We start from the raw sequence: 20,253 nt of genomic DNA on the forward strand, positions 1-20,253 counted from the left end.
TTTGTAACGATATGAAAGAAACACAAAAGCTGGAATGTATTGAGTTCCTTTGTGCCCTTGTGTTGTTGCGGTGAAGGTTGTTCACTGTTTTTCGACAAAAATACGTTGTGCGGTATCAAAGCGCTGCTCATCAGCATCGATACGGGCAATCAGATCCCAGTGACCGGGCATTGGGAATGAAACCGGTGCTGTGAAAGTACCTGTATCGGTGAGTGATAATTCGATGTCAAAATCATGACTGGCATCGCTCGGGCGGTATGCTGTCAATATGACATGACCTGAAGATACCGGGGTTCCTGCATGATCCATGACATATAAACGACAGGTGACCGGCGTGTTGGTGGTAATTTTGTCGGGTAGCATCAATTGTAAACGCCACGCAGATGAGGCTGCATCATCACGCAGTTTAGCATCATGAAAATAGCTTTTTCCACGTTCATAATAATCCTGTACAACGAGATTGGGAGGAGAGATGAATGCGTAGGTGATAAAGATGATGTTGACCGCAACGGTAATGCCAACAGCAGCAAGGATGATACGTAACCAGGGGTTTTTGAGATCTGATTTTAGTTGTTCACTGAACATATTATCCTCTTGTGGTCTCTCTTCGTTGATATGAGATAGTTATTTTTTAGGGCCAATAAAGACAGACTTTTTCTTGATCTTAATATTATCAGTCGAATTGATGCTCTCAAGTATAAATCGAATTTTAGTTTTTTTCTTTTTGAGCTGTGCAGGTGTTGCGCGCAAAAAGACGTGGAAGGGAATGATTCCTTCAGGTTGAAGGGTGATAATATCCCCGTCTGGCATTTTGATGTTGACGCCATCCAAGCCAGTTACGACCAGTTTAAACGTAAGCTGTTGAGGGGTTTTGTTCACAGCTTTAATGGTGTATCTATTTTGAATGCTGCCGTTGCTCATTAGTGTGAACAGTGGCTGCCTCTCATGTACTACAGATAGTTCTACGGGAGGAATATGTGTTAAGCCGTAGATGATGCCAGCAAGAGATAAGAGTAATACGACACTATAGGTGATGACACGTGGACGTTTGTACAGTGGTGGCAGTGTTTCTCCGGATAGCTCTTTTCTTGAAGCATAACGAATCAAGCCACGCGGGCGATTGACTTTATCCATGATGCTATCGCAGGCATCGATACACATGCCGCAGGTGATGCAGCCTTCCTGCATGCCTTCTCGAATATCTACGCCAGTTGGGCAGACACCAACGCAGAGGCGACAATCGATACAGTCGCCCTTCTTATTGTCATCACTACCTCGTTTTACCTTGCCGCGCGGTTCACCACGCGCCAGATCATAAGTGGGAAGCTCTGTATCTTTATCAACCATGACGCTCTGAATACGTGCGTAGGGGCACAACCAGAAGCAGACCTGCTCACGCATAAAACCGGCAAACACATAGGTGAAGAAGATGAGAGACCCGATGGTTACCCATGCAATCAATGGAGCCTGAAGGGTTACAACATCAATCCATAATTGATATGCATCTGTGAAATAGGCGGTGAATGTAACTCCGGTGAGTATGGAGATGAGTATCCAGAGCAGATGTTTGAGCAGTTTTTTACTGAGTTTCTTCACTGTCCATGCTGCAGTATCCAGCTTTCGACGTTGGATGGGGTTGCCTTCAATTTTATCTTCCAGCCAGGTAAACCAGTCGGTCCAGATCGTTTGAAAGCAGAAATATCCACACCACACACGTCCGGCAACGGCAGTAACAGCAAACAGGGTGATGGCCAATAAAATCAGAACCAGAGAGAGCATCCAGACATCTTGCGGCCAGATGGTCAGAGAGCCGAGGTGAAACTGGCGATGTGGAATATCAAACAGGATAGCCTGATGATCTTCGCTGCGGAAGTAGGGCAGAATGAAAAAGGATAACCAGAGACTAGCTGCATACCATTTATAAGTGCGGAAGCGCCCCGGCATACGTTTGGCATGAATGGTTTCTTCACCTGCATTGATATTCCAATGATGGGCATCGGTGTAGAGCGCTTCTATCTCTTTCTGATCTTGTTCCGACATTTCAACTCCCTGTTGAATTCAAATACAATCCATATATGCCGATATTATAATATATTGATATAGCAAAGGCCAGAGTGGTCGTTTTGTTCTTGCACGAAAAAGGGAGGCTCTATGAACCTCCCCCCCTCCAGTTTTATTGTTATAAACTATTCCGAGTCGTCGTCGCTATTCATAAGTACGTACATTTTATAGGCCGCATAAAGGCCGATTAAAATAGTGCCGCCGACTGCGAGAAATGTTCCAATGACTACTGCATCCATATCTTTCTCCTATTTCCCGCCACCGAATTGATGTACTTTGACGGCTAGCATTTTGATCGCTTCAGGGCTGAGTTTTTCACCAAAAGCAGGCATAATAGCTATGCGTGTATTGGGTACTTCATCCGGATCTTCATTGACACCATAACGAATGGTGCGCAGCACTTCTTCCTTCGAGCTGCCAAAACGCCAGATAGCATCGGTAAGGTTGGCAGCACCACTGCCTAAGTCATTGATGGCACCACCTGCAGCATCTTCACCATGGCAATCTGCACAGCCAGACGCATTAAAGTGAGCCAGCCCTTCAGGAGTTGCTTTGCCTTGTGCTGCAGCGATCACGAAATCAGCCAGTTTGTTGATTCCGGCTTCATCAATTGTGTCGATATGAGCTGGCATGGAGCCTTCGCGACCATCCGTAATGCTTTCGACGATAGTGTCAAAATCACCGCCAAATAACCAGGCATCATCAGACAGATTAGGGAACAGGCCAGGAGCACCTTCTCCTCCGGTGCCATGGCAGCCAGCGCAGCTATCACCAAAGATAGCTTTAGCAGATGAGTCGGCAAAGTTACGCATACCAGCATCAGCCATGAGAGCCTGCCCATCCATTTCTGCAACCTTCTTTAAGTAGGGTGCTTTGATGGCGTCATTTTCAGCGACTGCTTCTTTGAACTCTTTAATCTGAGTCCAGCCCAAGATTCCTTTGGTATAATCATTGACCAAAGGAATGGCTGGATAGAGTACAAAGTAGATGATGCAGAATATCCAGCTGGCATGAAAAGAGATCATCCACCAGCGTGGTGGTGGGTTGGTTAACTCGCGGATACCATCCCACTCGTAACCCGTATCCGGGACTTGTTTCGGCTTATTTTGTTTGGCCATGACCAGTCTCCCTTTTCATCTCTTCATTATTGTCGTTGTGAATTACAAAATCACGGTACTGCTCAAAGTGATCGCGGTTGGATGGTTTGAATACCCATGTGTAGAGCCCAATCATTAGTGCTGAAAGGATTAGAACAATAACCATTCCGGTCCAGTCAGCATGCGTCATGGCATCCCAGTCGGTAGAGAAAAATTCAATGAGACTATTCACGATAGTCTTTTCCTTTTTCGAAGTTCACCATGGTGCCAAGTACCTGTAGATAGGCGACGATGGCATCCATTTCTGTTTTACCGTGTACTGCTGCTGCAGCGCCTGCAAAATCAGCTTCCGTGTATGGAACGCCAACCATGGCCAGGGCCCGTAGTTTTTTCTCGGTAAGATTCTCATCAATGATGTTCTCTTCAAAGAATGCATAGTTTGGCATCACAGATTCAGGCACCAGCGAGCGGGGTGCGCGCATATGCTGAACCTGCCATGCATTGGAGTACTTGCCGCCAACACGAGCCAGATCGGGTCCGGTGCGTTTGGAACCCCACTGGAACGGGTGATCATATTTTGATTCAGCCGCTAGTGAGAAGTGACCGTAACGTTCTTTTTCATCACGGAACGGACGTATCATCTGTGAGTGGCAGAGGTAGCAGCCTTCACGGATATAAACATCGCGGCCTTCCTGCTCCAGGGCAGTATAAGGGCGTATGCTATCCTCTTCTTTGCTCAGTTTTTCAATGGTGCTGTCCAGATAGTAAAGTGGAACGATTTCCACGATGCCGCCAATGGATACCACGATGGCAACCATGATAATCAAGCCCATGACGTTCTGTTCCATTTTCTCCTGCAACGACTTTTTTTCGCGCCGTTTCTGAGGGTCGATGGAGCGGCCCAGGTAGTTTTGGATAACTCTTAATAGTCCCATGACTTCCCCCTATGCCTGTGCCGCAGCAGGTTTTGATTCATCTGCATTGGATTGGTCAGCGCCTTTAATGGTCATTACAATATTGTACAGCATGATCAGAGCGCCAAGCAGTACTAATAGTCCGCCGACAGAGCGCAGTACGTAGTAGGGATGCATAGCAACAACCGTTTCTGCAAATGTGTACACCAAATTGCCATAATCATCAGTGGCACGCCACATTAGGCCCTGCATAAGACCGGATACCCACATGGCACAGATGTAAATCACTGTACCTATGGTGTGAATCCAGAAGTGTGTATTAACCATTGTTACGGAGAATATCTTGGTGTTCCACAGGCGCGGAATCAGGTGATAAAGAGCACCAATGGATACCATGGCTACCCAGCCCAACGCACCGGAATGTACATGTCCGATAGTCCAGTCTGTATAATGAGACAGAGCATTGACTGTTTTCAATGACATGACCGGACCTTCGAAGGTGGACATGGCGTAGAATGCCAGTGATACAACCATGAAACGTAATACATAATCATCACGCAACTTGTTCCATGCACCGGATAGCGTCATCAGTCCGTTCACCGCACCACCCCAAGATGGGATGATCATGGCGATGGAAACTGCTGCGCCGAGTGAGCCTGCCCAGTCTGGTAGAGCAGTGTATTGCAGATGATGTGCGCCAAGCCAAACATAACCGAACATCAGAGCCCAGAAATGCAGCACGGATAGTCGATAAGAGTAGATTGGCATATCTGCTTGTTTAGGAATGAAATAATACATGATCCCCAGGAAACCAGCTGTCAGGAAGAAGCCCACAGCATTGTGTCCCCACCACCATTGGATCATGGCATCGTGCACACCGGAGTATATAGAATAGGAGTGCGTCAGAGTGACCGGAATTGCCAGTGAATTCACCACATGTAGATAGGTGATCATGATCATCATGCCAAGGAAGAACCAGTTGGCCACATAGATATGTGAGACCTTTCTGTTGACGATAGTCATGATGAAATTGAACATATATGAGAGCCAGACAACGGCGATGAGGATATCAATCGGCCATTCCAGTTCTGCGTACTCTTTGCCCTGTGTCCAGCCCATCGGGAAGGAGATTACAGCGGCAACAATAATCAGGTTCCAGCCCCAGAAGGTGAACCATGCCATTTTGTTGCTCCACAAGGGGACACCGCAGGTGCGTTGTACAATGTAAAAGGCTGTTGCCATCAATGTGCAGCCGCCAAAGGCAAAAATTACGGCATTCGTATGCAAGGGACGTAAGCGACCAAAACTCATATATTCATTGAAATTGAGGGCGGGGAATGATAGCTGCCATGCAATAAGATCACCGACCAATGAGCCGACGACAAGATAAACAGCGGCACATACTGCAAATGCTTTTACGATCGTCATATTGTAATTGGGGTTTTCCGGGGTGCTTTCGACCACAGTATCCACCTCCTGATGTGTTTTAAAGTTCATTCGGAATACTACTTATGGAGTTGTGCTTGTATATACTTTTTTTATGGTTAATTTTTATACATGGCAGATGCGCATTTAAAGGCTGGATGTTAGTGCTGTTGCGGATGTTGAAATGGCGTAGGCAACACTGCTCTGTGAATGCTGGGACGAAAGAATCATGCGAAAATACAGAACTGTTTAGGATATTTCCGGGTCATTGGTTTAATTAGGTGTTGCGTGGATTTTAGCAACTGATTTTTTATACTGGTTTATCTGCCCGGATGTAATGTTGTGGATATGTCGAAACGGAAGCCTGTTTTTTTTTAGCGTGCAAGTGACTTTATACCATGCAATGAATTGATTGTCGTTTTGGCGAGCCTGACATCTTTGATGTGGATACCAAATTAATAGAAATGAACAGGTGTTCATAAAGAACCATGTTGTGGTTTATGTAAAACTAAGAAAGATTCCTAACAGGGTCAGACAGACCAAACCCAGCGATACAAAGAATGCGAATGCGATTTTTTCAGCCGTTGTGCGTTTGGCTCTGTATTCTAGAATAACTTCGTCAAACATGATCCTCACCTCTCTTATAAAAAATGAGGCAATGATCAGTTTTCAGTCAATGTGATAATATGATGTATATCACACTTTACATGGATGCAGGTATTAGTGGTGGTTTTGTTCTATGGCATGAATAAGCGTGGTTAAAAATCGGTTGGCTGTCGCAGATAATTGTTTTTCTTCCGTTTTTCTGGCGATATAGCCGTTGATGAAATCAACTTCAGTGGTATGCCCTGCTTCAATGTCTTGCCACATGCTGGTTTTGACTGGACCCATGGAGAGTGTGATGTGGATATGTTTGTGAATATCACCTTCTCCAAGGTTAATGCCGAATGATTGAGCGAGTGCGACTGTTTCCTGCATGGCCTGTTCTACAATGATAAGTGTTTCGTGATTGGCTGCCGTGTCGTGGGCATAACGACGGGTGATCGCCGTAATAGCATTAAATCCACAGTTCCAAAGTAGTTTGCGCCATAACATGGCGGCGGGGTCTGATTCGATACGAATGGGAACCGATGCACGTTGAAATGCTTCCATTAATGTGTGGAGATAATGATCGCCTGATCCTGTTTGCCAGAGTCCCATGCGAATGCCGCCGGCAGCAGAGTGAATGATATGGCCGGGTTGCGCTATTCTGGCTCCGATAAAGGCGCTGCCTGCAGCAATGCTGTTGTTTGGGAAGGTGGTGCGCAGTAGATCAGGAGCTTCGACGCCATTTTGAAGTGTGACCAGCAGCGTATCCGGGGAGATGAAAGGCTGAATCGTCGAAAGCATGTTGGATAGACCAGTCATTTTACAACATAAGATAATAACCTGACATGTGTTGAGATCTTCAGCTTTATCGGTGGCGCTGATAGCGATGGATATTTCAGTATTTTCAGATTTATGTCGTAATCCATGCGCTTGCAATGCTTTCAGATGGTTACCGCGCGCAAGCAATAATACATCAAAACCAGCTTGTTGAAGTTTACTGCCATAGTGGCAACCGACGGCACCTGCACCTGCAAATCCTATCTTCATATGATTCCCTCCATGACCCAGCATCAATACGACGCTATGCTTGCGATCCTTCACGACTATAACCAAAGGGGTTAGAGATGCCAAAAGAACAACTGCGCAAAGATGCTTTTGAATATCACAGTAAACCAAAACCGGGTAAAATAAGTGTTCAGCCGACCAAGCCTTGCGTCACACAGCGGGATCTGGCTCTGGCATATACACCTGGTGTGGCGGAACCCTGTCTGGCAATTGAAAAGAATCCTGAACTGGCCGATGAGTTTACCTCCCGTGCCAATCTGGTTGGAGTGATTAGTAATGGTACTGCGGTACTTGGTCTGGGCAATATTGGTCCTTTAGCCAGTAAGCCGGTAATGGAAGGAAAAGGTGTATTGTTCAAACGTTTTGCGGATATTGATGTGTTTGATATCGAATTGGCTGAAAACGATCCGATGGCGTTTGTTGAAACGGTAGCGCGCATGGAGCCCACTTTCGGCGGCATCAACCTGGAAGATATTAAAGCACCTGAATGTTTTATTATTGAAGAAGAACTGAAAAAACGTATGAATATACCGGTGTTGCATGATGATCAACACGGCACAGCGGTGATCCTGGCGGCGGCTTTTCTAAATGCTCTTATTTTGCAAAATAAAAAAATTGAAGATGTGAAAATTGCCTGCCTTGGAGCAGGGGCGGCCGGCTTTGCCTGCATGCGCTTGATTGAACAGCTTGGTGCAACACGTGAAAATATTCTGTTTCTGGATCGTAAGGGTGTGATCAGTAAAGATCGCAATGAAGATCTGCCGCCGCATAAAGCATATTACGCCACAGAAAGAACTGAGCGTACGCTTGAGGAAGCGATGGCTGGCGCTGATGTGTTTGTCGGCCTGTCACAGGGCAATATCGTGAATGCGGATATGCTTAAATCAATGGCCGACAAGCCGATTGTGTTTGCCATGGCTAATCCAGACCCTGAAATTGATTATGATCTGGCTATGAGTGCCCGCGATGATCTGATTATGGCCACCGGGCGCTCGGACCATCCTAATCAGGTGAATAATGTGCTTGGTTTTCCATTCCTGTTCCGTGGTGCGCTTGATGCCAGAGCCACTACATTTAATGAAGAGATGAAAGTTGCTGCCGTGCATGCGCTGGCTGAGCTAGCCCGACAGGATGTGCCGGATTCGGTGTTGAAAGTGTATGGTGTCAGTGAGTTGCGTTTCGGCCCTAAATACATTTTACCCAAACCATTCGATCCTCGCTTGATTGAGGTGGTGCCTGTTGCAGTTGCCAAAGCTGCCACTGAAACTGGGGTTGCACGCAAGCCAATGGTAGATGCATCGGCATATGCGCAGGAACTGGCTGGGCGTATCGATAACTCACGCCTGTTTATGCGTATCATTTCTGATAAGGCGCGTGCGCATTCTATCCGGTTGGTGTTGCCTGAGGGTGAGGATGAGACTGTCATTCGTGCTGCTCTTGAAATGAAGGATCAGGGTATTGCTGATCCGATTCTGATCGGTCGTGCTGATCGCTTTCAGGCAAGTTGTCGCAGCGCTCAGATAGATGCTACTGGCCTTACTCTGATTGATCCAAGTGTTGATGATGCGCGTTTCACTGCACTTGCGGATGCCTATTATGAAGATCGTAAACGCAATGGTGTTCTGCCAGCTGATGCCAGAAAAGCATTGCGAAGTGATACGAATATGCTTGCAGCAATGCTGGTACGTAGTGGCGATGCTGATGGCATGCTGTCCGGACGCACGGCACATTATCCCAATGTGTTACGTCCAATCCTGAAAGTGCTTGGCCATAATGAAGATGGTGTGCGCCACCATGTTTATGGTATGTATTTGATGATTATGGAAAACAGCGCCTATTTCCTGGCTGACTGTACGGTGAATGTGGATATGAATGCTGAGCAGTTGGCAGAGTTGGGTGAGCTGGCAGCAGAGACAGCTATTTCACTGGGTTGTGAAGCGCGTGTTGCAATGCTGTCATTCTCCAACTTTGGCAGTGTCGAGCATGCAGAAACTAACAAGGTTGCAGAGGCGACCCGTCTGTTGCATGAAAGAAGACCGGATCTGATTGTAGATGGTGAAATGCAGGCCGACACAGCGGTGAACAGTGCTATTCTTAAAGATTACCCTTTCAGTAAATTAAAAGAGCCAGCCAATATTCTGGTATTTCCGACCATGCAGGCCGGTAATATCTCTTATAAACTATTGCGTGAATTGGGCGGCGGCACTGCCATTGGTCCGATTCTGCTGGGCTTGCCTGAGCAGGCACATGTCTTGCAAACCGGCGCATCGGTTGATGATATCGTGAATATGGCGGCCATCGCCGCTGCACGAGCCGCCGATCAGTAAAGCAATCAGTCAAAAGGATTCACCGCAGAGGACGCAGAGTAGGGTCAAAGGCATCAATATGTATGGTTTTACTTTGCGTACTCTGCGGTAAATTATTAATTATTCGGGAGCTAATCACCGTGACGTTTCAAGATCTTATACTTACATTGCAGCAATTCTGGGCCAAACAGGGCTGTGTGTTGCAGCAGCCTTACGATAGTTCGATGGGAGCAGGTACATTCCATCCTGCCACTTTCTTACGTGTCTTGGATGATAAAGACTGGCGTACTGCTTATGTGCAGCCATGCCGTCGTCCGACCGATGGGCGTTATGGTGAAAACCCCAACCGCTTGCAGCACTATTACCAGTTTCAGGTGATTTTAAAACCGGCACCGAACAATATTCTTGAGCTCTATCTCGACTCCCTGCGCACCATAGGTATTGATCCTGAAGTACATGATATTCGTTTTGTTGAGGATGATTGGGAATCGCCAACGCTCGGAGCGTGGGGTTTGGGCTGGGAAGTCTGGCTCAATGGTATGGAGGTGACGCAGTTCACCTACTTCCAGCAGGTAGGCAGTGTTGAGCTTACACGTACACCGGGTGAAATTACTTATGGTTTAGAGCGTTTGGCAATGTACCTGCAGGGTGTGGATAATATCTATGACCTGGTCTGGGTTGAGGATGCCGATGGTAAGCAAGTTACGTATGGTGATGTGTTCCACCGCAATGAGGTGGAATTTTCAGCCTATAATTTTGAGCAGGCTGATGCGGCCAGATTACATGAATCATTTGATCATGCAGAGGGCGAATGCAAACGATTGACCGAACATGACTTGGTCTTGCCTGCTTATGAGGAAGTGATGAAAGCATCGCATGCATTTAACCTGTTGGATGCGCGTGGAGCCATCTCAGTAGCGGAACGGCAGCGCTTTATTGGCCGCGTGCGCGGGCTTGCCCGTACCGTGGCGAGAGCTTATGCGGGGGAGCAAGCATGACAGAAGCAATGGGTGTTGCTTCTGTCATGCGCGATAGTGCTGCATCTCATGCAGCAGTGAGAGATTTTTCCAGGATGAATATGAAATGAGTGAATTACAGCCTTTATTGATTGAAATTGGAACAGAAGAGATACCTGCCGGTGTTGCGCCGCGTATGGGAGAAGCATTGAAGGTGGCAGTTGAGAAGCTGCTGGCCGATGCCAATGTGGCACCACAATCACTGCGTTTGGGTGTAACGCCGCGCCGCCTGCTATTGCATGCTGATGCTTGTCCTGTAGTGCAGGCTGATGCTGAAGAGACACTGTGGGGGCCACCGGAGCGGGTGGCATTCCCTGATGGTAAAGCCGGTGGAGCAGCAATCGGTTTTGCTAAGAAGTCGGGGCTGTCATTGGATGATTTTGAGTTGGCTGATAAAGGCGATGGTAAAGGCAATTACATGAAAGCTGTGCGCACGGTGAAGGGGCGTATGGTTGCTGATATGCTTGCTGAAGCCATGCCTGCTATCTTGCGTAAGTTACCTAGTCCCAAGCAGATGCAATGGCGTGATGGGGATGAGCGTAGTGATGCCTTTATCCGTCCTGTTCGCTGGATGGTCGCAAGGCTTGGTGATGATGTAATTGATTTCAGCTTTGCCGGCATCACAGCAGGGCTAATCAGTCGTGGCCATCGTATGCATGGTTCAGAGGGTGAACTTGATGTGAGCGATCCATTTGGCTGGCTGGAAGGCCAGTGTGTGCGTGCTGATCGGGATGCACGCAAAGCGTTGATTGCCAAACAGTTGATGGATGCTGCAAGTGAAGCTGGTGTGACACTGGTTGATGATGAAGATCTATTGGATGAAGTGACTGACCTGGTTGAATGGCCACATGCGATTGCAGCACGTTATGATGATGATTTTTTGCGTTTGCCGGAAGAGGTGAGTCGTATTGAGTTGAAACATCATCAGCGCTGTTTTTCTTCGCATGATGTAGACGGAAACGTGACGCCAGTCTTTTTTACGGTAGCCAATATTCAATCTAAGAACCCAGCGGCAGTAGCGCAAGGCAATGAGCGCGTAGTGAATGCCCGCTTGGCTGATGCAGCGTTCTATTTTGATCGTGATCCACAGCAGGCGCTGGAAGCACGGGTCGAAAAACTGTCTGAGATCGTTTTTCAGGACGGTCTTGGTATGGTGGGAGATCAGGTGCGCCGTATGCGTGCGTTTGTGCTCGATAATGCCACTGCACTTGGTGTGAATGCCAATGATGCGCAGCGCGCCGCGTATTTGTGCAAGTCTGATTTAACCACTGGTTTGGTTGGTGAATTCCCTGAATTACAGGGTTATATGGGTGGTATTTATGCCCGTATGGATGGAGAGAATGAGTCTGTAGCAGGGGGCATTGCGCAGCATTATGCGCCGTCTGGTGCAGAAGATGACCTGCCGGATAACCGTATTGCGCGTGCTATTGGCGTGGTTGAGCGTGCGGATAAGTTGCTGGGTTATTTTCACCTTGGCCGTATTCCTACCGCCAGTGCTGATCCGTTTGGCTTGCGTCGTGCGGCGATTGGTTTGATTCGTCTCTTGAGTGATACCACTCAGCCGATTGATATGACGCTGGATCAAGTCATTGATGAAGTGGCAAAACAGTGGAATCAACAGCGTGTGACGATTGCCATCAGTGATGAGACTAAAGCTAAGGTACATGCGTTTGTTATTGAGCGCCTGTTGGGACTGAGCAGTGCATTGGGCTTCTCTAAAACATCTATTGATGCAGCGGTGCATTCATCAGAAAATAGACCGTTGTATCGTGAGACATTGATTGCGCGTCACTTAATGGGTTTTGAAGATTCAGATGAAGGGCAGGCGATTGCAGCAGCCAACAAACGAACAGCTAATATTTTGAAGAAAGCGGCTGATATTCCAGCGGCAGTGGATGTTGCTTTGTTTGCAGAGTCGGCTGAACGCGCCTTGTATGATGCGTTGCTGAAAGCCGAAACTGATTTCCGCAGTGCTGTATCGGTAGCTGGGTTTGATGATTCCATTGCACCTGCTTTGAGTGTGCTAGCGACACTTAGGGAACCGGTAGATACATTTTTCGATGATGTGATGGTGATGGCTGAGGATATGCAGGTGCGCGGCAATCGACTGGCTCTGTTGGCGCGTTTGCGTCAGTTGTTTTTGAATCTGGCCGACGTATCGCGCCTGTAGATTTGTTAGTGCTTTTTATTGCAAGGGGCCTTCTCTTGCACAAGTGCTATCACCTTGGCGCAGAGAAGGCGATTGCTAGCCGGTAGTTGCGTTGCTTTTGATTTTACTTTGCGTAACTCTGCGTACTTTGCGGTAAATAAAACTTTAGTGTGATAAAAGAAATGAGAGGTATAGAAATGACAGTAGCGACAGCCCGCCATATTTTGGTGGATTCAGAAGAGAAATGTGCAGAGTTAAAAGTACAAATTGAAGCAGGTTCGGAGTTTGCTGATCTGGCAAAAGAGCATTCAAGCTGCCCATCCGGTCGTAATGGTGGTGACCTGGGTGAGTTTGGCCCGGGTATGATGGTGCCAGAATTTGATGAGGTCGTTTTTTCGGCTGAAGTTGGCACGGTGCAAGGCCCTGTGAAAACGCAGTTTGGTTATCATCTGTTGGAAGTTACAAGCCGTAGTTAATTAGAATGCAAAGGTTCATGGTTGTGCTGAATGGCAATCATGCACCTTTTAGGATGGGCTGATTTTTTGCAGGATGCAATCAATCAGCATATTCTTGAATATAAAGCACAAAAAGGGCGTCTATCTCAATAGACGCCCTTTTTTAATGATTGATGGTAGAGCTGATTCTATCTGAATCAGCGGTACGGGTTTTTAAGCGGCTTTTTGAATCTTGCCTGAACGCAGGCAGCTTGAGCACACTTTTACTTTACGGGTCTGTCCGCTAACGACAGCGCGAACCTGCTGTAAATTCGGCAGGAAACGACGGCGAGTCGTATTATGCGCATGACTGACATTATTGCCTGACATAGGACCTTTTCCACATACTTCACAACGCTTAGCCATTTCAAATACCTCCAGAGAAAGGCGGCGCACTTTATGAGAATGCGATCAAGCACACAAGTAAAAAAATACATTTTATTTTGCGGCTGTGTATTGAGATCTGTTTCTGAAATTATTTTTATGGCGTAAGACTATGATTTCATTGTCTTTATGGTCACTTGAAGGCGATTTTTAAGCTATTCTCGTTCTATCAGTTCAATAGCATATCCATCCACATCTTTCACAAAAGCGATCACAGTTGTGCCATGTTTCATAGGGCCGGGTTGCCGGGTAATGGTGCAGCCAGCCGCGCGAATACGCTCACAGATGCCATAAATATCATCCACGCCGATGGCGATATGACCAAAAGCAGTGCCTTGTTCATAGGCTGATGTGTCCCAATTGTGGGTTAATTCAATCACGGCATTCTCTGATTCATCCCCATAGCCGACAAAAGCGAGTGTGAAACGACCGGCAGGATAGTCTTTGCGGCGTAGTAGTTTCATGCTCAGAATACGGGTGTAGAAGTCAATGGACTGATCCAGATCGCCAACGCGAATCATAGTATGTAATAGTCTCATGATGTTTTGTCCTCATCTGTTGGTAGTACATCGTCTTGTCTGGCTAACCAGCGCACCTGCATCATCCAGACAGGGCTGACTAACAGTGTCATCGCTATGACGATCACGGTGAGTTCATGTAGTTGGGGGGAGAGTATGCCTGCAAAGGTACCGACAGCGGCGAGTAGAAATGAGAATTCTCCAATCTGACTGAGCAGGCCTCCGGTAATCAATGCCATTCTCCAGCTTTCACCGAGCGCGCGCATGACAAATACATTTACGCCGGAGTTGAATAGGAATACCGCTGTGGTTGCCCCCCATACCAGCCATAGATGTGACATCAAATAATCCATATTTACCATCATGCCGATAGAAAGAAAAAAGATCATGACGAAGATGACATACACGGACTCCAGATGTTGGTGAATCCAGTCAGACTGATTACTCGATGCCAATAGCATACCTGCAAGGAAAGCTCCGAGGCCGGCAGAAAGCCCCAGCCATGATGTGAGTGTGGCGGCACCCAGACACAATAGCAGGCCGAGCAGTACACGCTTTTCAACGCTGCCCTTTAAAAAGCCGGGGATCTGCAAAGCATCTGTTTTCATCAAAAACACTACCAATGTGATGATCGCCAAACCGCCGCCAACCTGTTTGATCAGTTCGGTGCTATTGAATTCACCATCACCCATTAGGCTCAATACAATCATCATTGGTACGATGGCTATATCTTGAACGAGCAATACACCAACAGCATTCTGTCCGAACGGCTCATCCATTTCTCCTGCATCCTGCAACTCTTTGAGCACCACCGCTGTGCTGGAGAGAGAGATGACAAAGCCGAATAAAATACCGAGGTTGGTTGGCAGATCAAACATCCAGACCAGTGCTACACATGCCGCGACACTGGTGGCGATTTGAACGCTTGTACCGATAAATGCGATGCGCCAGCGTTTCATAAGTCTGGGAATGGAGACTTCCATGCCAACAAAAAAGAGCAACATGACCACGCCGATCTCGCCGATTCGGGTTACCGTATCCTGATCAGAAATGACGCCCAACATGGTAGGGCCAAGCATAATGCCGGTAATGATATAGGCGACCACAATAGGGAGTCCTAAACGTACGGTGAGATAAGCCAGAGCCAGTGCGACCGATAATACAATCGTGATGTTCATCATCATGGGGTCTAAGTGCATGTGTTTTCCTTTATTCTTATTTTAAAGTCATTATAGGAGAAAAATGATATAGTGCATACGAGTGGATTAGCAAGGTTCATGCAATAAATCATTACTGGTGTTGAAAATATATGTGTGAATGAGCTATGATCTGGCATCTTCAATGTGGTTTGATAACCGTTGAGTGTTGTGATTGGGAGTCCTTGTGTCTAAAAAGGTACAGCGTAATGCGCCATGTCCATGTGGCAGTGGCAAGAAATATAAAAAATGTTGTAAGGTTAATGAACGCGACCAGATGGTGGCCAGTGGTCACCGACGTGATGGGGTAATGCATGCGCTAACCTGGGTCAGCGATCATTATACGAAAGAGACCGACCAGTGGGTGGATCAGGTCTGGTTGTCTGATATCTCTGAAGAGCAGCGCTCAGGTATTGCGCTTGCCGATGCTACAATTCGCAGTATTCACGATGTTAATCTGTTGGAGTATTTGGTAGCCGCTGGACGTTATAGTGATATGGAGGGTGAAGACCGTCCGTTGGAATTAATTTTGAATGCACCGGAGTTGACTCTGGATGAGGCACAGCGAGCCTACCTCAAGCAGTTGTCTGAGCGCCCATTGCGTCTATATAAAGTGATAACATGTGTGGCGGGCGAAAGCTTTACGGTCAGTGATGCGATGCTTGAAAAAGCTGAACAGATCACCATTAATGACGCCTATGCCAGTCGCATGTTGGATGTGGAAGATGTGGTGGGTTTACGGTTGATGCAGACGCCTGCCGGCTGGGAAGCTTCCGGTGCGGTTTATCATTTTCCTACTGAATATTTGGAAGAATTGGGTGATCTGTTGCGTGCGGCAGATGATGATGCGTTTAGTGCAACCATGATTCACTTTTGGCTTAAATTAGTGGCTGCGCATGTCTGATGCGTTGATGCAGGCTGACCTTAGCAGTCTGAAACTACTGCACCGCGGTAAGGTGCGCGATATGTATGAGGTGGATGATACACATATTCTTATTGTGACCACTGATCGTTTGTCTGCCTTTGATGTGATCCTGCCAACGGCTATCCCGGGTAAGGGTGGAGTGTTGAATGCTGTGTCCGATTTCTGGTTTAAGCAATTGTCACATGTCGTAGCCAATCATGTGTCGGATATGAGCCTTGAAGAAGCCATCCCCGATGCAGTAGAGCGCCAGCGCGTTGCTTCACATGCCATTGTAGTGAAGCGCTTGAAACCCGTGCCTATTGAGGCAATTGTGCGCGGTTATCTGATTGGTTCAGGCTGGAAAGAGTATCAAAAACAGGGTTCTGTCTGTGGTATTACACTGCCTGAAGGGCTTGGTCTGGCTGATCAGTTGCCTGAACCGATTTTCACACCTTCGACCAAGGCCGATGTTGGTGATCATGATGAGAATATCAGTTTTGATGTGATGGCTACCATTATTGATGCCGATTTGGCTGAGCAAATTCGTGATGTGAGTCTGGCTCTGTATAAAGAGGCTGCTGCGTTTGCCTTGCAGAAGGGTATTATTATTGCTGATACCAAATTTGAGTTCGGACTTGATGAACATGGTACTTTAACACTGATTGATGAAGTGCTTACGCCTGACTCTTCACGTTTCTGGCCTGTCTCAGAATATAAGCCGGGCATGAGTCCTCCGAGTTTTGATAAACAGATCGTACGCGATTGGCTGGAGACACAGGATTGGGACAAGAAAGCGCCTGGCCCTGTATTGCCGGATGAAATCAAACATAGAACATCAGAAAAATACTTGGAAGCACTGACCCGTTTAACGAGTCTGAATTAATGGATCTAGTGACTGCAGTTGCTGCGGTAGCTATTGGTGTAGCACTGCTTATTTGGGGCGCTGATCTGTTTGTCGATGGTGCATCCTCAGTCGCTAAAAATATGCGTGTGCCACCGATGGTGATCGGTCTGACCATCGTCAGTATAGGTACGTCACTGCCTGAAATGATTGTTGCTGCCATGGCTGCGTTTGATGGAAATCGTGATCTGGGTATTGGTAATGCGATCGGTTCGAATATTGCCAATATCGGGCTGGTGTTAGGTATTACAGCGCTGATTATTCCTCTGACGGTAAAATCGTTAACCTTAAGGCGTGAGATGCCGGTACTGTTTCTGGTTACTGCTTTGGCATTTGCATTGATGGCTGATGGCGAGTTGAGCTTTAATGATGGTCTGATTCTGATTGTCGGGCTTGTGATGTTATTGGCATGGATGACACGCATAGGCATGAAAGATCGCCATGATCCACTCATTGAAGAGTTTACCGATGCCATTCCTGATAATTTAAGCATGGGTAAATCGGTGCTATTTTTTATCGTGGGACTCGTGGTGTTGATTGTTAGCTCACGTATGGTGGTTTGGGGAGCGGTGGATATCGCCCACTATCTGGGTGTCAGTGATCTGATTATCGGCCTGACCATTGTAGCGATCGGTACCAGTTTGCCTGAGTTGGTTGCGTCCGTTGTCAGTGCCTTGAAAGGTGAGGCTGATTTGGCCATTGGTAATGTGATTGGCTCCAATTTGTTTAATATTTTAGCTGTTCTGGCAATGCCGGCCTTAATTCATCCGGGGGCGTTTGCTCCGGAAGCACTGATGCGTGATTTTCCGATTATGCTGGGCTTTACGTTTGCTCTGTTTGTTGTCTCTTTTGGTCTAAAGGGTGGCAAAGTGACGCGTTTTGAGGGTGCCTTGCTGGGTTCTGGTTTTGTGGCGTATTTGTTTCTGTTGTATTTACAGGCGTGATGTTGTGATTATTTGATGCGAGTCGTACATGCTCGATGCAATGCATTGGCATGTATTGGCATACTTATGTATGAGGCGTTACCTTTGCGCCACTAAGATTTTGGAGAGTAGAGATGAATTTTGCTGATCGTGATGGTGTGATTTGGTTTGATGGCGAAATGGTGGACTGGCGAGAGGCCAAGATCCATGTGTTAACGCATACACTGCATTATGGCATGGGGGTATTTGAAGGTGTGCGCGCCTATCATGCTGATGAAGGTACGGCGATTTTCCGGCTGCAGGCACATACTGATCGCCTGTTTCGTTCTGCTAAAATCATGAATATGGAGATGCCGTTCAGTAAAGAAGAGATCAATCATGCGCAGCTTGCAGCGGTGCGTGAAAACAAGCTGGATTCTGCTTATTTGCGACCGATGGTATTCTACGGCTCTGAAGGTATGGGCTTGCGCGCAGATAATCTGAAAACGCATGTCATCGTTGCTGCCTGGAGCTGGGGAGCCTATCTGGGGCAGGATGCGCTGGAGAAGGGCATTCGTATCCGTACTTCTTCATTCTCCCGCCATCATGTCAATGTTGCCATGTGTAAAGCCAAAGCGAATGGTAATTATATCAACTCCATGCTGGCGCTCTCTGATGCTCAGCGAGATGGTTATGATGAAGCATTATTGCTGGATGTGGATGGTTTTGTAGCAGAAGGTACTGGCGAGAACTTCTTTATGGTCTATGACGGTGTGATCTATACGCCCGAACTGACCAGTGCACTCGATGGCATTACCCGTGCAACCGTGATTCAGCTGGCCAAAGAAGAGGGTTATGAGGTGCGTGAAAAACGCATTACCCGTGATGAAGTCTATGTGGCTGACGAAGCATTCTTTACCGGTACTGCCGCAGAAGTCACACCAATTCGTGAACTTGATGGCCGCACGATCGGTTGTGGCTCACGCGGGCCTGTTACCGAAGTGCTACAACGCAAATATTTCGATGCTGTACACGGTAGAACGGGCACCCACGGAGATTGGCTCTCATACGTGAAATAAGCACACACATTTCACATATCAATATAATAAAAAGGGCGCCTGTGGGTGCCCTTTTTATTTTACTGTGTAGAAGAAAGGCATGGCTTGAGTGTTGAATGGATCTGTCAGTCGGGCAGAAGTTTGATGGTTGCTTGCGCAGAGGTCTTATCAATATCGATCATGATCTCGCAATGCTCGTTGCATTCATCAACCGGTGTAGGGTCATCGGAGCAGCTGCACCCGGCAATGATGGCTTTGTAAAAGATGGCTGCTTTCACCTGAATGGATGTGTCTGATGCTTGTATCTGAAGAATCATCGCTTCGATACCATTATCCAGGGCATAACTGCCATGCGTTAGCCCCTGCTGCAGAGGCAGCTCATGGCAGGAGAGTGATTCGATCTCCTGCTTGATGACTGCTTTAAAACCAGCCGTACCCAGTGCTTTGCGTGTGTTGGGAAACAGCGGTAGAGCTTGCATTACCCTGCGCGGGTGAAGGTGAATTCATCATCCGATGACATCTCGGCATTGAAGCTATAGTCCGCGATATCGAATGCTTTTATCTGTTCAGGGTTTTCGATGATGTTCTCGATGATATAGCGGGACATAAAGCCACGCGCTTTTTTGGCATTGAAGCTGATAATGCGATATCTACCCTGACGTAACTCTTTGAATACAGGGGTGATGATGCGGCCGTTAATGTTGGCTGTTTGCACGGATGAAAAATATTCGCTGGATGCTAGGTTGATGAGCACATCATCACCTTGCGCAGCCAGCGCATCATTGATGCTGTTGGTGATAATATCTCCCCAGAATTGGTAGAGGTTATTGCCTCTATCCGTAGTGAGTTTTGTACCCATCTCCAATCGATAGGCTTGCATCAGATCGAGCGGGCGCAATAGTCCATAGAGGCCGGAAAGAATGCAGAGGTGATTTTGCGCATAGGTAATGCCCTCGTTATTTAATGTTGCCGCATCCAGCCCCTGGTACACATCACCATGAAAGGCAAACAGTGCTTGTTTGGCATTCTCAGTGGTGAACGGTATGTGCCAATCCTGATAGCGCTGCATGTTCAGATCAGCCAGTTTCATGGATAGCTTCATTAAATCAGCTATTTCAAAGCTATCCTTTTGGGCCATAATATCTATTAGTTCTGCGGCATGTTCCAGATGCATGGGCTGAGTGAAATCAGCAGTAGGGCATGGGGTGGTGAAATCGAGTTTTTTGGCGGGTGAGATGGCAATCAGCATGGCCATATACTATGCTTGCAGTTAGG

Annotated in this window: 21 protein-coding genes; 8 read left to right on the forward strand and 13 right to left on the reverse strand. The window is 47.2% G+C overall.

The features are described 5' to 3' along the window. Nucleotides 1-81 precede the first annotated feature (81 nt). The 8 genes from D8Y20_RS06185 to D8Y20_RS06215 form a co-directional block, all read right to left on the reverse strand. Nucleotides 82-585: a FixH family protein gene (locus D8Y20_RS06185; protein WP_121542169.1), complete on the reverse strand. Its 504-nt coding sequence runs from the start codon at nucleotides 583-585 to the stop codon at nucleotides 82-84. Nucleotides 586-624: 39 nt separating this feature from the next. Continuing rightward, nucleotides 625-2,040: a cytochrome c oxidase accessory protein CcoG gene (gene ccoG / locus D8Y20_RS06190; protein WP_121542170.1), complete on the reverse strand. Its 1,416-nt coding sequence runs from the start codon at nucleotides 2,038-2,040 to the stop codon at nucleotides 625-627. 269 nt (nucleotides 2,041-2,309) lie between these two features. Continuing rightward, a complete protein-coding gene (ccoP, locus tag D8Y20_RS06195; protein WP_121542171.1) occupies nucleotides 2,310-3,179 on the reverse strand; it encodes a cytochrome-c oxidase, cbb3-type subunit III in 870 nt (289 codons plus the stop codon). Further along, nucleotides 3,163-3,390: a cbb3-type cytochrome c oxidase subunit 3 gene (locus D8Y20_RS06200; protein ID WP_121542172.1), complete on the reverse strand. Its 228-nt coding sequence runs from the start codon at nucleotides 3,388-3,390 to the stop codon at nucleotides 3,163-3,165. Before D8Y20_RS06200 ends, ccoP begins: the two co-directional genes overlap by 17 nt. Next, nucleotides 3,383-4,093 (reverse strand): cytochrome-c oxidase, cbb3-type subunit II, encoded by a 711-nt coding sequence (gene ccoO / locus D8Y20_RS06205; protein WP_121542173.1) that lies wholly within the window; start codon nucleotides 4,091-4,093, stop codon nucleotides 3,383-3,385. The genes D8Y20_RS06200 and ccoO overlap by 8 nt, the downstream gene beginning before the upstream one ends. Nucleotides 4,094-4,102: 9 nt before the next feature. Beyond that, nucleotides 4,103-5,500: a cytochrome-c oxidase, cbb3-type subunit I gene (gene ccoN, locus D8Y20_RS06210; protein WP_121542249.1), complete on the reverse strand. Its 1,398-nt coding sequence runs from the start codon at nucleotides 5,498-5,500 to the stop codon at nucleotides 4,103-4,105. Nucleotides 5,501-5,995: 495 nt separating this feature from the next. Next, complete coding sequence (locus D8Y20_RS13900) at nucleotides 5,996-6,124, reverse strand: hypothetical protein (RefSeq protein ID WP_255418407.1); 129 nt, start codon at nucleotides 6,122-6,124, stop codon at nucleotides 5,996-5,998. A gap of 93 nt (nucleotides 6,125-6,217) precedes the next feature. Continuing rightward, entirely contained in the window at nucleotides 6,218-7,132 is a 915-nt protein-coding gene (locus D8Y20_RS06215; RefSeq protein WP_121542174.1) for a ketopantoate reductase family protein, read from the reverse strand. Between the two features lie 77 nt (nucleotides 7,133-7,209). Here D8Y20_RS06215 and D8Y20_RS06220 point away from each other — a divergent pair, with 77 nt between their 5' ends. The 4 genes from D8Y20_RS06220 (at nucleotide 7,210) to D8Y20_RS06235 (ending at nucleotide 13,097) form a co-directional block, all read left to right on the forward strand. Next, entirely contained in the window at nucleotides 7,210-9,477 is a 2,268-nt protein-coding gene (locus D8Y20_RS06220) for an NADP-dependent malic enzyme (RefSeq protein ID WP_121542175.1), read from the forward strand. A 62-nt stretch (nucleotides 9,478-9,539) separates the two neighbouring features. Further along, nucleotides 9,540-10,454, forward strand: coding sequence for a glycine--tRNA ligase subunit alpha (locus D8Y20_RS06225; RefSeq protein ID WP_121542176.1), 915 nt, complete (start codon nucleotides 9,540-9,542; stop codon nucleotides 10,452-10,454). 85 nt (nucleotides 10,455-10,539) lie between these two features. Next, entirely contained in the window at nucleotides 10,540-12,642 is a 2,103-nt protein-coding gene (glyS, locus tag D8Y20_RS06230; protein ID WP_121542177.1) for a glycine--tRNA ligase subunit beta, read from the forward strand. Nucleotides 12,643-12,818: 176 nt separating this feature from the next. Continuing rightward, on the forward strand, nucleotides 12,819-13,097 hold the full coding sequence (locus D8Y20_RS06235) for a peptidylprolyl isomerase (RefSeq protein ID WP_121542178.1): 279 nt from the start codon (nucleotides 12,819-12,821) through the stop codon (nucleotides 13,095-13,097). A 192-nt stretch (nucleotides 13,098-13,289) separates the two neighbouring features. Here the strand turns inward: D8Y20_RS06235 and rpmB are convergent, their stop codons facing one another. The 3 genes from rpmB to D8Y20_RS06250 form a co-directional block, all read right to left on the reverse strand. Continuing rightward, nucleotides 13,290-13,481: a 50S ribosomal protein L28 gene (rpmB, locus tag D8Y20_RS06240; protein ID WP_121542179.1), complete on the reverse strand. Its 192-nt coding sequence runs from the start codon at nucleotides 13,479-13,481 to the stop codon at nucleotides 13,290-13,292. Nucleotides 13,482-13,654: 173 nt separating this feature from the next. After that, entirely contained in the window at nucleotides 13,655-14,038 is a 384-nt protein-coding gene (gloA, locus tag D8Y20_RS06245) for a lactoylglutathione lyase (protein ID WP_121542180.1), read from the reverse strand. After that, nucleotides 14,035-15,216: a cation:proton antiporter gene (locus tag D8Y20_RS06250; protein ID WP_121542181.1), complete on the reverse strand. Its 1,182-nt coding sequence runs from the start codon at nucleotides 15,214-15,216 to the stop codon at nucleotides 14,035-14,037. The genes gloA and D8Y20_RS06250 overlap by 4 nt, the downstream gene beginning before the upstream one ends. 184 nt (nucleotides 15,217-15,400) lie before the next feature. Between D8Y20_RS06250 and D8Y20_RS06255 the strand changes: the two genes are divergently transcribed. The 4 genes from D8Y20_RS06255 (at nucleotide 15,401) to D8Y20_RS06270 (ending at nucleotide 18,999) form a co-directional block, all read left to right on the forward strand. Beyond that, nucleotides 15,401-16,117 carry a YecA family protein gene (locus tag D8Y20_RS06255; RefSeq protein ID WP_121542182.1) on the forward strand — a complete coding sequence of 239 codons (717 nt, stop codon included), beginning with the start codon at nucleotides 15,401-15,403 and terminating at the stop codon, nucleotides 16,115-16,117. Continuing rightward, nucleotides 16,110-17,000 carry a phosphoribosylaminoimidazolesuccinocarboxamide synthase gene (locus D8Y20_RS06260; protein ID WP_121542183.1) on the forward strand — a complete coding sequence of 297 codons (891 nt, stop codon included), beginning with the start codon at nucleotides 16,110-16,112 and terminating at the stop codon, nucleotides 16,998-17,000. Before D8Y20_RS06255 ends, D8Y20_RS06260 begins: the two co-directional genes overlap by 8 nt. Next, complete coding sequence (locus D8Y20_RS06265) at nucleotides 17,000-17,962, forward strand: calcium/sodium antiporter (RefSeq protein ID WP_121542184.1); 963 nt, start codon at nucleotides 17,000-17,002, stop codon at nucleotides 17,960-17,962. The genes D8Y20_RS06260 and D8Y20_RS06265 overlap by 1 nt, the downstream gene beginning before the upstream one ends. 113 nt (nucleotides 17,963-18,075) lie before the next feature. Continuing rightward, nucleotides 18,076-18,999, forward strand: a complete 924-nt coding sequence (locus D8Y20_RS06270; RefSeq protein WP_121542185.1) for a branched-chain amino acid transaminase — start codon at nucleotides 18,076-18,078, stop codon at nucleotides 18,997-18,999. A 104-nt stretch (nucleotides 19,000-19,103) separates the two neighbouring features. On the opposite strand, the gene D8Y20_RS06275 is transcribed toward D8Y20_RS06270, so the two are convergent. Continuing rightward, nucleotides 19,104-19,457, reverse strand: a complete 354-nt coding sequence (locus D8Y20_RS06275) for a hypothetical protein (protein WP_121542186.1) — start codon at nucleotides 19,455-19,457, stop codon at nucleotides 19,104-19,106. Further along, nucleotides 19,457-20,227 carry a peroxide stress protein YaaA gene (gene yaaA / locus D8Y20_RS06280; protein WP_121542250.1) on the reverse strand — a complete coding sequence of 257 codons (771 nt, stop codon included), beginning with the start codon at nucleotides 20,225-20,227 and terminating at the stop codon, nucleotides 19,457-19,459. Before yaaA ends, D8Y20_RS06275 begins: the two co-directional genes overlap by 1 nt. Nucleotides 20,228-20,253 lie beyond the last annotated feature (26 nt).

Origin of the sequence: Mariprofundus sp. EBB-1 (genome assembly GCF_003665155.1) — a bacterium.
Taxonomy (GTDB): domain Bacteria; phylum Pseudomonadota; class Zetaproteobacteria; order Mariprofundales; family Mariprofundaceae; genus Mariprofundus.